The 14,572-nt window shown below is 43.8% G+C and carries 12 protein-coding genes; 6 read left to right on the top strand and 6 right to left on the bottom strand.

Annotation, left to right across the window (positions count from 1 at the left end):
• Positions 1–43 precede the first annotated feature (43 nt).
• Complete coding sequence (locus QMY49_RS19240) at positions 44–241, bottom strand: PA3496 family putative envelope integrity protein (protein WP_005448843.1); 198 nt, start codon at positions 239–241, stop codon at positions 44–46.
• Positions 242–602: 361 nt separating this feature from the next.
• Between QMY49_RS19240 and QMY49_RS19235 the strand changes: the two genes are divergently transcribed.
• Genes QMY49_RS19235 through QMY49_RS19225 form a run of 3 tightly spaced genes read left to right on the top strand, consistent with a single transcriptional unit; the run spans position 603 to position 2,853 of the window.
• Entirely contained in the window at positions 603–1,457 is an 855-nt protein-coding gene (locus tag QMY49_RS19235; RefSeq protein WP_005448842.1) for an ABC transporter ATP-binding protein, read from the top strand.
• Entirely contained in the window at positions 1,454–2,386 is a 933-nt protein-coding gene (locus tag QMY49_RS19230) for an ATP-binding cassette domain-containing protein (protein ID WP_029790507.1), read from the top strand. The genes QMY49_RS19235 and QMY49_RS19230 overlap by 4 nt, the downstream gene beginning before the upstream one ends.
• Positions 2,386–2,853 carry a hypothetical protein gene (locus QMY49_RS19225; RefSeq protein ID WP_005448840.1) on the top strand — a complete coding sequence of 156 codons (468 nt, stop codon included), beginning with the start codon at positions 2,386–2,388 and terminating at the stop codon, positions 2,851–2,853. The genes QMY49_RS19230 and QMY49_RS19225 overlap by 1 nt, the downstream gene beginning before the upstream one ends.
• 323 nt (positions 2,854–3,176) lie before the next feature.
• On the opposite strand, the gene QMY49_RS19220 is transcribed toward QMY49_RS19225, so the two are convergent.
• Positions 3,177–5,147 carry a replication initiator protein RctB domain-containing protein gene (locus QMY49_RS19220; protein ID WP_283316134.1) on the bottom strand — a complete coding sequence of 657 codons (1,971 nt, stop codon included), beginning with the start codon at positions 5,145–5,147 and terminating at the stop codon, positions 3,177–3,179.
• A gap of 1,239 nt (positions 5,148–6,386) precedes the next feature.
• Here QMY49_RS19220 and QMY49_RS19215 point away from each other — a divergent pair.
• The 3 genes from QMY49_RS19215 to QMY49_RS19205 all read left to right on the top strand — a co-directional run bounded on the left by QMY49_RS19215 (position 6,387) and on the right by QMY49_RS19205 (position 10,723).
• Positions 6,387–7,604 (top strand): AAA family ATPase, encoded by a 1,218-nt coding sequence (locus tag QMY49_RS19215; protein WP_005448834.1) that lies wholly within the window; start codon positions 6,387–6,389, stop codon positions 7,602–7,604.
• 7 nt (positions 7,605–7,611) lie between these two features.
• Positions 7,612–8,586, top strand: a complete 975-nt coding sequence (locus tag QMY49_RS19210; protein ID WP_029790505.1) for a ParB/RepB/Spo0J family partition protein — start codon at positions 7,612–7,614, stop codon at positions 8,584–8,586.
• A 115-nt stretch (positions 8,587–8,701) separates the two neighbouring features.
• Complete coding sequence (locus QMY49_RS19205; RefSeq protein ID WP_283316130.1) at positions 8,702–10,723, top strand: GNAT family N-acetyltransferase; 2,022 nt, start codon at positions 8,702–8,704, stop codon at positions 10,721–10,723.
• A gap of 105 nt (positions 10,724–10,828) precedes the next feature.
• Here the strand turns inward: QMY49_RS19205 and QMY49_RS19200 are convergent, their stop codons facing one another.
• The 4 genes from QMY49_RS19200 to QMY49_RS19185 all read right to left on the bottom strand — a co-directional run bounded on the left by QMY49_RS19200 (position 10,829) and on the right by QMY49_RS19185 (position 14,572).
• Positions 10,829–11,647: an energy transducer TonB gene (locus QMY49_RS19200; RefSeq protein WP_283316128.1), complete on the bottom strand. Its 819-nt coding sequence runs from the start codon at positions 11,645–11,647 to the stop codon at positions 10,829–10,831.
• Positions 11,644–12,075 (bottom strand): TonB system transport protein ExbD, encoded by a 432-nt coding sequence (gene exbD / locus QMY49_RS19195; protein ID WP_283316126.1) that lies wholly within the window; start codon positions 12,073–12,075, stop codon positions 11,644–11,646. The genes QMY49_RS19200 and exbD overlap by 4 nt, the downstream gene beginning before the upstream one ends.
• 3 nt (positions 12,076–12,078) lie before the next feature.
• Positions 12,079–12,939 (bottom strand): tonB-system energizer ExbB, encoded by an 861-nt coding sequence (gene exbB / locus QMY49_RS19190; protein WP_017818307.1) that lies wholly within the window; start codon positions 12,937–12,939, stop codon positions 12,079–12,081.
• A 154-nt stretch (positions 12,940–13,093) separates the two neighbouring features.
• Entirely contained in the window at positions 13,094–14,572 is a 1,479-nt protein-coding gene (locus tag QMY49_RS19185) for a surface lipoprotein assembly modifier (RefSeq protein ID WP_188052737.1), read from the bottom strand.

The raw sequence follows: 14,572 nt of genomic DNA, 5'->3' as shown, positions 1-14,572 counted from the left end.
AGCCCTATGACTACCCCATGGTTTTTATACCGCAGTGTGAGAATTAGTGAATTAAGCCAAGTTCCCTTGCTTCTTCGATGCTCAAGCCGCTTTCACGGATTTCTCGAAGTGCTTCAATACGACGTCTTGCTTCGGCAGACTTCACGGTTTTCTCGGGTCTCACAACGGCTTCTTCTTCTGGGAGTTCCCATTTGTGAGCGATGTTGCTCATCTCTTCATGGTCGATAGAATTAATGGACATATTTCCTCCGAACACACCATGTTTTCGATGGGTAATCTATAGCAAACCCCCAATGCAGAGGTAAGAAAAACAGTGGGGAAATGTGACCCCTTTCGACCTTTCATTAACTCTTTAATAGATTCATCATTTAGTTTTTGCAAACCACGTTTTTAGCGTTTAGATTTGAAGAATTCCCCCTACGAAAAGTGAGCTGATCCAGCTCTCATTTTTCCCTCATAAATTCACACTTCCATAACGGAAAAAAATCTTTTTATTACACTCAACTTTCGAGTCACTTCACTGATTAGACGGTTTTATCTTTCGCAAACCTTACACACCTGATAATGATAATAATTATCTTTTGTATTGGTAAGGTGTAATTATGAGTGAACTTAACCTGAACCAGGCATTCCACTCTGATCCTGTTATTCAGATCAGAGACTTATGCGTGGACTACATCACTGATAACGGTGACTTCAATGCTGTTAAATCAGTGAGCTTTGATATTGGCAAGGGCGAAATATTTGGTCTGGCTGGAGAATCTGGCTGCGGCAAAAGTACCATTGCTTTCTCTATCAACCGTCTACACAAGCCGCCCGCGTTTATCTCTGGTGGACAAATTCTATTTGAAGGCAGAGACATCCTTCGCCTACCTGATAATGAGCTAAATACGCTACGCTGGAGCGAGATTGCGATGGTGTTCCAAAGTGCCATGAACTCGCTGAATCCGGTACTCACGGTTCAGGAACAATTTGCCGACGTATTACGCCACCACAAAGGGTTAACTAACGAGCAAGCCAAAGACCGCGCAGAGAAGCTTCTCGACTTGGTCAACATTCCGAGAAATCGTCTGGGAGAATACCCACACCAGTTCTCCGGAGGCATGCGTCAGCGTTTAGTGATTGCGATTGCCCTATCCCTCAATCCCAAATTGATCATCATGGACGAGCCAACCACAGCACTTGATGTAGTGGTTCAACGCGAAATCTTGCAGCAAATCTATCAGTTGCGTGACGAATTTGGTTTCTCTGTGCTCTTTATTACCCACGATTTAGCGCTCATGAGCCAATTGTGCGACCGCATTGCCATCATGCGCCACGGCAAGATTGTCGAAGTGAATAGTTCATACGAAATCCGCAATCATCCTCAACATGAATACACCCAAAAGCTTTGGGCGTCATTCCCAAATATCCACGATGTACACAAACAACCGCAAACGGAAGGAGCGCTAGCATGAGTGAACCGATCATCCAAATGAAAAACGTGATCAAGGAATTCAAAGTCGGTGGTGGTTTTGCCAAAGAAGAAACCTTCCGCGCGCTTCAGGGCGTGAGTTTTGATCTTTATGCAGGAAAGACCCTTGCTCTGGTAGGCGAGTCTGGTTGTGGGAAAAGTACCTGCGCTCGATTAATTACCAAAGTGTATCCAGCCAGTGATGGTGAAATCCTATTTAACGGGAAAAACGTCAACGATATTACCGCTCGTGCTGAGATTCAGGATTATCGCAGCAAGGTCCAAATGGTGTTTCAAGACCCGTTTGGCTCTTTAAACCCAACCCATACTATTCGTCATCACTTAACTCGCCCACTGAAGATTCATAAGCAGGTGAAGAGTGACAAAGAAATCCCAGCCAAGCTACTAGAACTGCTGGATTTGGTCGAGCTGCCAGAGGAAACTCTGAACAAGTTCCCTCATGAACTTAGTGGCGGTCAACGTCAACGCGTCAATCTCGCGCGAGCTCTGGCGGTAGGCTCACAACTTATCCTTGCCGATGAGCCAACATCGATGCTGGATGTGTCGATTCGTTTGGGTGTGCTCAACCTAATGCAGCGCATGAAGAAAGAGCTTGGAATCGGATTTCTGTATATCACTCACGACCTTGCAACCGCACATTACATCGCCGAAGAAACCGCAGTAATGTACAAAGGACAGATCGTAGAGTGGGGAGACACTCAAGCGATCTTAAAGAACCCACAGCATCCGTACACTAAGTTGTTGATCTCTGCGGTGCCAGATCCTGATCTGCCGTTTGGCAACCTAGTGGAAAGTGAACCAAACTATTCAGTAGATGCCGATGAGATCCGTAATCGCAGCAGTGTTATCGTTGAAGAATTCGATCAAATCGGACCAAACCACTTTGTAAAACAATGGACTGAGGCAGCTTAATGAATTTGATGACCTGGCAAGATCATATTTCAGATTGGTACGATAATCGGAAGCATGATCAAGTAGAAAGATTAGAAGCGATCTTATATCAAGCACCTGTTTCTGTATTTGGTCCAGAATTAACGGACGAACAGAGTAAAGCCATCGCTTGTTGGCTAGATGGCTGCCTAAGAGTCTTTCAATACGCTAGGCATCAAGACCATAAAAAAGCGTTTCAAATCCTACAGTACACCAGTGCAAAGCTAGAACACGCGGCTTGCCAACCGATGACCGATCTTCTAATCAAGGATTGGTGCCTCAAACGATTGCAACATTTGACCGTTTTGGCGTTGGAGTTTTGCAATCAACAGCACGATCAAAATGAGTGGCAGCAACAAGCAAGCAGCTTGATCGAGTCACACGTTGCGTTGATGCGATCGTTAAATTGGAATGAAACTAGGAAGCATGATCAAGGATTACGTCATTAATCCGGAAAGATGATCAAGGTTGCTTGTTTGTTCCGAATGGATTTTGTGGATACAAAAGACAGGAATTTTAGATAAAAAAAAGCGAGTTTCTTGAGGAGAAACTCGCGAAGTCTATTCAGAATGAATGTAACAATATGAGCCAATCTATTAATCATCAGAAAGGACAAAAGGTTGTCTATTCGGGATAAATCTTAGTCTGCGCTCAGCGTTGCAATGTCAGTGGTTTGTAAGAGTTAAGTCTGATTTCCATCAGTGCAATTCATTGTTACATTCTGAATCAATTACTCACGCTTATCACTCAATAAGTATCCGCTTGGTTGATATCAGATCGCCATCTCATCAAGTGCTCTGAATACCATTTCATCCATATGACCTTCAAAGATCTGACGGCATACCTTACGACGGACAGCTAAGCCCGCAATCAAACGTTCAATGGTGAGATGTTTGACATCATTTTGGTTATTAAACAGTTCGACTGTCTTACTTAATGTCTCGTATGGAAGCGGTGCATCCCCTACTCTCAAGAAATCAAGCTTCTCAATGAAGTCAGAACACTCTTCTTTGATCGAGGCATACGAATGCCCTGTCATCGCCGATAAAGCCGTTATACTGCGTTCTAGAGCCTCTGGAGAGGTATATTTAGATAGAGTTATGGTTATCTCGTCAGCATTGATCTCTACCAAGTGCTTTTTCTGTTTCACTCGGCGACCTAAATTGCCACGTGGAGAAGGAGCTTTACGCTGAATAGGCTCAAATTCGCCGTCTATGATACCTGAGAGCTCATCTAGCTGCTGCCTGGTCACCATCTCATTGCGAAGTGGGTTTGGCAGTGTAGGCGCCATATTGCGCTTTCCTGCGTTGGTTGTACGAGCACGAGAATAACGCAGCACCTCTTCCACATCGCATTTGATGTCGATTTGGTAATCCATCACCTTGTCGTTTTCGACCATCGCTTCGATCGTCAAGTGATATCCCCAAAGATTCACAACAAAATGATCATCGCTCCCAGCCCCTTCCGATAGTCGTTTTAATTCACGGATCAGATCCATGGAGAAACGACGCCACTCAATATTGCGCGCTAATTTCTGGTTCAATTCGCTCAGCAACATGCAGTCCGTATGTCTACGTACCATGCGACTACGGAAGAATGAATACAGTTGGAACACCAAAGTGTGCTGCTTCAGAATTTCTGGTGGGAACAGGAAGAAATAATCTCGCGTAAGCAGTTCTTCGTAGAAGGATGGCTCCCAAACCAAGATATACAGATTCGGTTTAATACGAATTTCGCCATCAGCGCCTTCTGTTGGAGCCTCCTCCGATGCCGTGATAGTACGCGCTAAGAAACGGAAACGGTCACTCTTGAAGCCTTCAGGCATGTTCTCGCTAAGCCAACGCCCTGTCAGCTCATGCAATTGAAAATCGGTAAACTCGATACGATCGATGCTGTCACGAATGGAATCTCGTGCCGGACCGCTGTCTTTTTTGCCACGTAACGACAGAATATCAGTAATGTACAGAGGAGTTTTGTTTGGAACATGCGCCGCATCCATGTGGTACTGATCTTTGTGATGATCATGGTACTGCACCGTTAGAGTAAACAGAGCAAACAAAGTCATCAGATCATCTACCGTCATGATATTTTTAGACGATCGAGTTTCAATCACCGCTTTTGTGCCAGAGATCGACACCATGGATTTTTGATAACTTTTTCGAGTACGCGGTGGCGCGAGAGCTTGGTCGATGATCCCTGCCCAATTGGTTGGTGAAACAACAAATTGATCCGCTTCATCTTTCATCATCGGCGGAGTATTTAAACCATGTTCGTTCAGTAAACGTTTATTCACTTGAGTTTGTGCTAGCGCTTTAGAACGTTTTTGCTTTTCGTTTTGACGAACTTTTTCAGTTACTAAGCTGGTGGCACCTAAGGCTGAAATAAGTTGATTCGGGTTAACGAACTTATGCAGCATGGTTTTACCTGCGAGACCTTCTTCAAAACGCACTGGTGTTTGAGTAAACAAACCAATGTTAACGGCAGCACGCAGGCGCTGTTGTAATGCAGCTCTGGTCAATTGACCGTCTGTCGCTTCAACAATTTCAGTTGTAGATACCAAACCATCTTTGCTGCTGAACCCTCTTAAAGAGATCAGATTAAGTAACTCCAAGATGCTTTTGGTTACCCCTTTGAAGTGTTGGTATTGCTCTACCCAATCTGCAGAAGATTCGTGTACCTCAAAAAGGTGCCCATCCTTATGGCTTCTTGGCGCTTTAATCAGAATTTTTTCATCAGCCGTCATTTTAGATCCAGATCACACTAGCCGTAGTTTTGCTATGGTTCCGAAGGATAAAGAAAAACAGATCATAAATAAAGAAAAAATCTTGGGTTTTTAAATAACTGATCTTTCTGATTATTCTGATCTTAATTGATTATATGATCTAATGATCTGGAGATTTTTAGTGCTGTAAGCTTTTGTTTTATAATGATATTTAAAAGTTCATTAACGGAACTATGATCATGATTATATCGAAACGATGATCAACATGAGCCGGAAAGCATGATCACAAAACGTCGTAAGCATGATCATTAAGTTTCTGAAAAGATGATCAAAACAGCCTTGAAACGATGATCATGATGTTTGTACAACTTATCCACAGATCCTAGCGGTTCAAATGGAAAACTTTCGGTTTCTGCATATTGAAACATTGTCATTTTACACTCGGATCGATGATCAAGAGAGAGGTTTTTTATCGTTCTGTTCATTGAGTTGGATATTATTTGCGCATGTGATGAAAACTTACTCTACTTTGCTGGTTGTGCCTCTTATTAATGATTAGCGTTAATTAAACGGAAGCATGATCATCAGATGAGTTTCTACATTTTGCATTCGCTTTGTTTTCATCGTTCCGTGATTTTATATTCGTTTTTGCCTCTATCCCCCAGTCTGTCTGCATTCTTCCGTAAATTAGCTTGAGAATTACATGCTTCCGAGTGGTTAATTCACTTGATCATTTTTCCGGTAAATTGATCCGTTTGAAAAAACGAGCTGCAATGTAAATGATGCGTTGATTTCCTTGATCATGCTTTCGATTTTGGTGTGAGTACCGGAAGTATGATCAAGAACTCCCCTTGATCATACTTCCGCTTCATTTCACTTAAATATACGTTCTAACGTACTGGATGCATGATCAAGGTGTGGTTTTTTTCCATTTCTTTAAAGAGACACTGAAAATCATCCAACATAAGATTCATCTCACACTATCCGTAATTTAGCGTTGTTTTATAATCGTTCCGAGATTAATGCTATTTACATTGTAAATAAGTGACAGTGTGACATTTTAAATCTAGTCGAGTTTGAAGCACTTTATTCGCAGGGTTTTGATTAAATTTTGTGATGTTTTGATGGTGAAATCATAAAACAGGCGTTTGTGAGTGTTTTTTATGTGATGGTTATTCAAAATGCTCGTGCACCTTTTTGTTGTTTTTGTGTTGTAGTGCTGTACAATGAAATGCAGATATCCTTCCAACGGAATTTGGCATGAAAAGAGAAACAACGATTGAAAATCTCCAGGAATTAGCAGAGCTGACGCAACAAGTTCAAGCTGACCGTATTGAGATTGTTTTGGAAGAGCGTAGTGACAACTACTTCCCACCAATGTCTAAGGCAATGATGGAAACCCGCTCTGGTTTAACTCGTCGTAAACTAGACGATGCTATCGGCAAGATGGAAGCGGAAGGTCATCAATTTACAAAGAATAATGCTAACCATTATTCAATCACGCTTGAAGAAGCGCACATGCTAATGGATGCGGCGGAAGTGCCAAAATTCCATGAACGCAAAAAGAATTCTGAAAATAAACCATGGATCATCAACGTACAAAACCAAAAGGGTGGTACGGGTAAATCGATGACCGCGGTTCATTTGGCGGCGTGTCTGGCTCTAAACCTAGATAAACGCTACCGTATTTGTTTGATTGACCTTGACCCTCAAGGCTCTCTGCGTCTGTTTTTGAACCCACAAATTAGCGTGGCAGAACACGACAACATCTATTCTGCTGTCGATATCATGTTGGGTAACGTGCCTGATGGTGTTGAAATCGATCGTGAATTCCTTCACAAGAACGTACTGTTGCCGACGCAATATCCGAACTTGAAATCGATTTCTGCTTTCCCAGAAGACGCAATGTTCAACGCAGAAGCGTGGCAAACACTCTCTGAAGACCCATCGCTAGATATCGTTCGTCTGCTGAAAGAGCAGTTGATTGACAAGATCGCGAATGACTTCGACGTAATTATGATTGATACCGGTCCACACGTTGATCCGCTAGTATGGAACGCAATGTACGCATCGAACGCGCTATTGATTCCTTGTGCGGCGAAGCGTCTTGACTGGGCTTCGACAGTAAACTTCTTCCAACACCTACCAACGGTTTATGAGATGTTCCCTGAAGATTGGAACGGTCTTGAGTTTGTTCGTCTGATGCCTACTATGTTTGAAGACGACAACAAGAAGCAAGTTTCTGTTCTAACTGAAATGAACTATCTTCTAGGTGACCAAGTTATGATGGCTACCATTCCTCGCAGTCGTGCATTCGAAACCTGTGCTGATACCTACAGCACTGTGTTTGACTTAACCATAGGCGACTTCGAAGGTGGTAAGAAAACACTCGCAACTGCACAAGATGCGGTACACAAGAGTGCATTAGAACTAGAGCGCGTACTGCACTCTAACTGGCCGTCATTGAATCAGGGGTAATGAATAAATGGCATTGAAAACGTCTGAATTAAACGCGAAATTATTTGGTAAAACCAATAAGCGTCGTGTTGCGACACCTCAAGAAGCGCAAACGGCGGCAAAAGACAAAGCACAAACTATCGAACTAGCAGTCGCTGGTGAGAATACTGTGCAATTTGAATTGGTACGAATCCCTGCGGATAAAGTGGCGACAGACACGAGCGTATTTGCAGAAAACGCTCGTGAGCAATCTTTCCTAAACGAACACGCTTTATCGGATGTGTTGGTGACGTTGAAAGAACGTGGTCAACAATATCCAGCAGTTGGTCGTCGCACGCAAGATGGCAAGATTGAAGTATTAGATGGTAGCCGCCGTCGTATGTCTTGTATCTTAGCGGGCAAAGATTTCTTGGTTTACGTTGGTGACGGCATCAACACAGACCACGCGAAATTCCTTTCTGATGTTGCAAACGCGCACAAGCCACTGTCTCTCTACGAGAAAGGTAAAGAGATGCAGGCGAAGTTAGAAAGCGGCGAAGCAGAAGACCAAAAAGCACTGGCAAAAATGTTCCAGTGCAGCGAAGCATTGGTGAGTGGTGCGTTAAAAGCGGCGGCATTACCGTTAGAGCTTCTTCAAGCGTACCCGAATGTTGGCGATTTAGGTCGTCCAACGATAGTGAAGCTGCACAAGCAATTCTCATCACTAACTGGTGAACAGCAACAAAATCTGCTGGATAAATGCCGTACGTCTGAAGGCTACCTGTGGCAACGTAGCACAGCTCAAGGTGTTGCTCGTCTGACAAAAGAAGTGACAGAAAGCATTGAAAGCTGGATTGCAGAATTAGCACCTGCGAAGCCAGCTAAGAAAGCTGAAAAAGTTGATCTTGTTAAAGGGCGTGCAAGCTACAGCCGCAAAGGCAATAACCTTGCTCTTAACTTGAAGAAAGTTGACGACAGCTTGATGGAAGAAATTCTTGCTTTCGTTGAGAGTAAAATGAAGTAAATATATTCTTCTTTGAAACCGCCTTCGGGCGGTTTTTTTATGTCTGCAATTTGGCAAAGTCTCCGTGAATCGAGATGTGATAACATGGCGTCAGTTTAATGCTCGGATATACGTAATGCTCGCTCAATCTGAATTCCTTTCTCAACTTCAAACTCAATCTCATGATGCGTTTCAACGTCGTGGCGTGGCTATCTATGGTGAGCCCGAATGGCAAGATGCGCTAATTGCTGACTTTTACAAACATCAATCGGATCAGACTTGGTTCTGTGTTGGTGATTGGTCCCTTGAAGGGGCTTTTTGTGTGTCTGGCAAACAAGGCAATATGTTGCTTGGTCGTGAGTGCGATGTTTTATTGTTTGATGCGAGAAAAGGCGTCGATGCCAACAGTTTTACCGCTGCTCTTGGGGCTTTAGTTGGCGGTGGATTGCTGCTTGTTATCGCCAATAAACAAGAGCAACCAAGCGAAGCTGATTTGTGGATGCAAATGCATTGGCAAAAACTGACTGTGATAGACCAGAGTCTTCCGTTGCCGACACTATCGAGCGTACAATTTGGCGCGAAGGAAAACCAGTTTGAGCAACAAACTGAAGCGGTAGCATTAGTTGAGAAAGTAGTAACGGGACACCGCAAGCGTCCATTGGTGTTGACTGCTGACCGTGGTCGTGGAAAAACCAGCGCTTTAGGTATCGCTTGTGCACAGCTTCTTAAGCAAAAGACGCTGCGTATCTTAGTTACCGCACCAAGCATTAAAGCTGTTGAACCAATCTATCAGCATGCATTGCGATTACTTTCAACAGCGCAACGAGTTAAGAAAGATCGATTGGAAGTAGGGCAGGGGTACATCCAATTTATTGCCCCAGACGAGCTGCTTTCGTCTATGCCGGAATGTGACTTGTTGTTAGTGGATGAAGCTGCGGCGATCCCTGTACCAATGCTCAAGCAAATTACGGAACATTATCATCGTTTGGTTTTTTCGAGCACGATACATGGTTATGAAGGGTGTGGTCGAGGGTTTACGCTTAAGTTTATTGAGTGGTTGAAAGAACAAAGACCAGGAATGAAAAGCCACCACCTTCAACAGCCTATCCGTTGGAGTACAAATGACAATCTAGAGTCGTGGCTGTATGAGGCGTTTTTGTTGAATGCAGAGCTTGAACCGTTTGAGCGAATAGAGCTTGGTGAAATTGCATTGGTCAATCTCCGTAAGTCCGAGCTGATTTCTAATCCTTCCGTATTGAAAACGTGCTTTGCGCTATTGGTCAACGCGCATTATCAAACGGCGCCTAATGATTTACTTCACTTGCTGCAAGATGAAAACAGTCAGGTTTATGTTGCTCAGTACCAAGGTCAAATCGCCGGTGTGATTTTAACCGTGGAAGAAGGCAACTTTGCCGAAAATCTAATTAAAGATATCCAGCTTGGCAAGCGTCGTCCAAAAGGGCATTTAGCTCCCATTACCATTATTAACCAGCTTGGCTACTCAGAAGTCGGCGCGCTTTCTACATTACGTGTGATGCGTATCGCTGTTCATCCAGAGTTGCAAGGGCGAGGAATTGGTCAACATATGTTGTCATTGCTGGAGCAATCAACGCCATCTCACATTTCCTATTTGTCCACCAGCTTTGGTGCAACGGAAGAACTCATAAAGTTCTGGCAACGCTCGGGCTATGAGTCGATTCGACTTGGAACGATGCGTGACGCTGCGAGTGGCTTCTATTCACTTTTGATGGTTCGCAATTGTAACGCCCAACAGCAGTCTTGGATTGAAGAGTCTAAGCATCTATTTGAAGAATTATTGTCGTTGAGTGCTTCTGCGATTTATCCACGACTTGAGCCGAGTTTAATGCGTACGTTGTTATCCCAACCAATTCAAGCTGTCTCGTTGAATAAGGCGAAGCTCACTTTGGTGGAGTGCTATGCTCAAGGTGGTAATAGCTTTGAATCTGTGTCGACATGGCTTCAACAATGGTTACTTCAATTTGGTTTGGTTGATGTTTCTGATCTGCTGATCAGTAAGTCACTCTTAAACAAAGATTGGAATGAGTGCGCAAAACAATTTGGATTGGCGGGACGTAAGCAAATCGAAGCTGAGATACGCAAAGAGCTTCAAGCTTTAATCGCTAAATTTACAGTGTAAAACGATACGCGGTTTTGTAATTTACACTGTAAAGTGGAATAGATAGGAATTTAGATAGAGGAGAGAGTTTACACTGTAAATTCTCTCCTTTGTTTTTCAGGCTGGCTAGAACGAAAAATTGATAGGAAGAGTTAGTGTCAAGCGAGCGCCTTTGACACTTGAAGGTGGTTTTACTAACGGTTGCGCTCGTCCTACAAGCTCAATCGCTTCTTTATCTAATGATGCTGTTCCTGAGCTTTTTACGAGTTCCACATCGAGAACATTTCCCTCCCTGTCCATGGTAAAGCGAATCACTGGCATCCCTTTCTTCTTAAGTCGACGTGCTTGCCTTGGATAGCGTTTTTCTCGTTCTAGGTGTGCATGCAGAGCTTGTTGCCAACTTACCTTTGCCGCTCGTCCTGCTTCGGATTGCTGACCCTGCCTTAGTGCGCTGATTTGTTTGGATTCACGTTTCGTCTCCAAGCTAGGTTTTGAACTGGCGGCTTGATTGATTTCAGGTTGTTTTTTCTTTGACTGCTTTTCTGGTTCTGGTTTTGATCTGTTCGGTTTTGGTTTCTCTGTTTTTATTGGCTTTTCAGTGTTTGCAGCAATCGTGCTCGGTTGTTTGGATTTGACTAAAGCTGGAGACTGCTCTTGTTCGGGCTTATGTTTTACGGATTGCTCTTGACGGGCTTGTTGAATTAACTCTTCTTGTTGCACTGTACTTTCAACCGCGTTCACCGTGTTTTTGGGGGCAGCCATTGGTGCTACGATACTCACTGTAATCGGTATCGCTTGTGGCGGAGAGGAAAAGTCATACTCAGGTGTCCACATGTAAGCAATGGCTATTAAGGCGTGAAGAGAGGCGCTCAGTAGTATAGCCGTTAAAACAAAACGTTTTTTCCTATAGCTATAACGAAAAGATGGTCCTGCTAGATCATTCATTGTGGCGCTCCCGACGCTTGCTCTACACCAACTAATGCAATTTGGTTGTAGCCGCTAGCGACCATTTCATTCATCACTTTCATTAAATCTTGATAACTCAGAGATTTGTCAGCTCGAAGAAATATCCGAGTGTCTGGTTCAACCTCGGCTTTTATTAGGGCTTGCTTCAAATCGGCAAGCGAAGTCTCGTGCTTTTCTCCCACAACTAAGGTTAGGTCTTTTTGAATCGTGAGATAAACTGGTTTATCAGGTTGAGGCTGAGGCTCTGCAGATGACGTCGGCAAATCGACTACAACGTTGACTGTCGCTAATGGGGCGGCAACCATCACTATGATTAAGAGCACCAACATGACGTCAACCAGAGGTGTCACGTTGATCTCATGATTCTCAACCATATCATCGCTGTCTGAGGCTGGCTTAAATCCCATGGCTTAACCCACCTTCTTTAGCACTGTGTCGTTGTGTTCTTGGTGAGATTGCATTCGCTTTTGATCCAAATCTCGGCTAACCAAGATCATCAATGCTACGGAGACATCGGCGAGTTGCGCTTTGTAGCCAGAAATTTTACGTGTGAAGTAGTTATAGATGACCACTGCTGGAATTGCTGCCACTAAACCAATTGCCGTGGCAAGGAGGGCTTCTGCGATCCCCGGAGCGACCACCACTAGCGTCGTGTTCTGAGATTTTGCGATTCCGATGAAAGCATTCATGATGCCCCAAACTGTGCCGAACAATCCAACGAAAGGACCGACGGAGCCGATGGTTGCGAGGATGCCGGTCAGTGAAGTCATGCTTCTCCCTAATTCAGCTTGCACTCTTTCTAAGCGCAGTTGTACGCGTTCTTTAATGCCATTTTCTGAAGCAGAGCCTAGAGAAGAGAGTTGCAATTCATGCTGCGTTGCTGAAATTAGTGAGGATTCTACGCCTTTAAAAGGCTGAGTGGTCTGTTTGGCATTTTCCAATGACTCTGCATCAACAAGCTCAGTAAGTAGTTTTTGTGTGCGTCGTGTTGCTTTCATCAGTTGTACTTGTTTAAAAAGAAAAACTGCCCAAGTCAAAATGGATGCGGCAAGCAGTGAGAGCATCACTCCCTTTACCACCCAATCAGCAGCGTGGTACATACCCATTGGGGATAAATCGTGGGTGATGAGCGGGTTAGAAGGTGGTGCTATTTGTGTTTCAGTGACTGAGTTATTTATAGAAGTACCAGTTGACTCAGTTGCAGAAGAAGAAAGGGGAAGAAGTGCCAGACTAAAAGATGCCGACACTAGGAGAAAAAAACGCTTATTCATTATCCATTGCTCGTTGTGAAAATGACTGATGGCGCAAATAACCTTTTCGCGCCTGCTCTATCCACTACACCGAATGAAGTAACGAAATCCGTAAAATAAATTTAAATATTTGGGTCAATTTACACTGTAAAGCATGTTTGCCGTGATTTTAGAGTCAAAAACGCTTTTCAAATTTTACGCTCACCTCATTTTGCTGATAGGTGTACAGCCAATCAACGTTGCTGTTTACCCGTTTATGAGTCCACTCTAGAATGGGTGTCAACGTCCAAAAAACCAACTTTGGAGAGGAAAATGTGACAGTATAGTTTTGCTCTGTGTCTCTTCTCTTTGCATCGAGTAGGGCGTTATATCCCTCGTATTGCCTTTCTCGCAGTGATGCAAACAGGTTAGCGTCAAGCCAACCTTCGACGCTTTTCACGACTCCGATTCGACCACCATAGAGCTGGTAAGCATGTACATCTTGATCATTTTGTTTATGCGTCCAGTCTATGCCACCGAATGCGAGCCATTGTTGTGGCAACTGGTGCCAATAGTTGATGCTTGCATTCCATTGCCAATCTGATTGATAGTCGAGCTTTGTTGGACGGTAATCTTGGTATTCGCCTTTTAGTTCCCATCTCAATGCGCTTTTCGAGTCTAAGCTATGGAATCCATTCAACTTTAGACCTGTTGACCAATACAAACTCTTATCCGCGTATGTGCTGTACTCGATCAACGGCGCAACCAAGATACTATGACGCTGGTCTTGAAAGCTATAACCAAAGCTAACATTCGCTGTTTGCTCGTTGTATTCACTGTGATTGTTGTAACGAGAACCATACGTCAGCGCTTGCAAACTCATACCATGATGACCTTTGAAGCTAATGCGTTTATTCGCACTTGCGTTAAAAGTTAACCCTGCTGCTCTCTGTTTTTCCGGTGTTACTCGATCAAATAAACACTTTCCTGTCTCATGACGGACTAAGCAAGTATAGGTTTCTGAGCTGCTATTGAGATTGTCATTGAAAGTTGGACCAAAACTGATCGCACCTTGCCATGCATCTCGGTGTTCTAGTGCTGATATAAAAGCATCGAGAGTACGTCTGACACCATCAGCCCTTGGGTTATCAGTAGGGAGAGTGGATTTGATTTGTGAGAAAAGGGTGTGTGCGTCTTGGTTTTTCTTACGCTCAAACAAAACGCGAGCAAGCTCTAACTGAGCGGGAAGAAAATTCGGATATAAGGATAAAAGCGATCGGTACTCTGCCTCTGCATCACTTAAACGACCTAAATAGCGTGATAGACCGCCTTGGGCATAATGGATAAGTAAAGGATCTGCATAGGGTGAAGATTGATACTGGTTCAATAGTACTTCTACTTGTGACCATTGCTTTCCTTTAACTGCTAGGTAAAGCGCTTGCCCTAAGTTGTCGTTGCTTTGATCTGACGAGCTTTGTTCCTGAGCTTGTTTCGACCTCTGTAATTCGAGTTCTTTTTCTTCTTGCAGGAGACGCTTTTCTTTTTCTTGTGCTGATAGCGCATCTCTTTGCTGAATGCGAAGATTCGTATCTTGGTCATTGGCTACAACGGGAAAAGAAAACAACGGCACTAACAGGGATGTCAGAGCGATGGTGTAAGAGGTTCTAACCGCCAT

Source organism: Vibrio harveyi (assembly GCF_030060435.1).
GTDB lineage: Bacteria > Pseudomonadota > Gammaproteobacteria > Enterobacterales > Vibrionaceae > Vibrio > Vibrio harveyi.
Note: the sequence above shows the minus strand (reverse complement) of the source record. Positions and strands in the feature narration are given on the sequence as shown.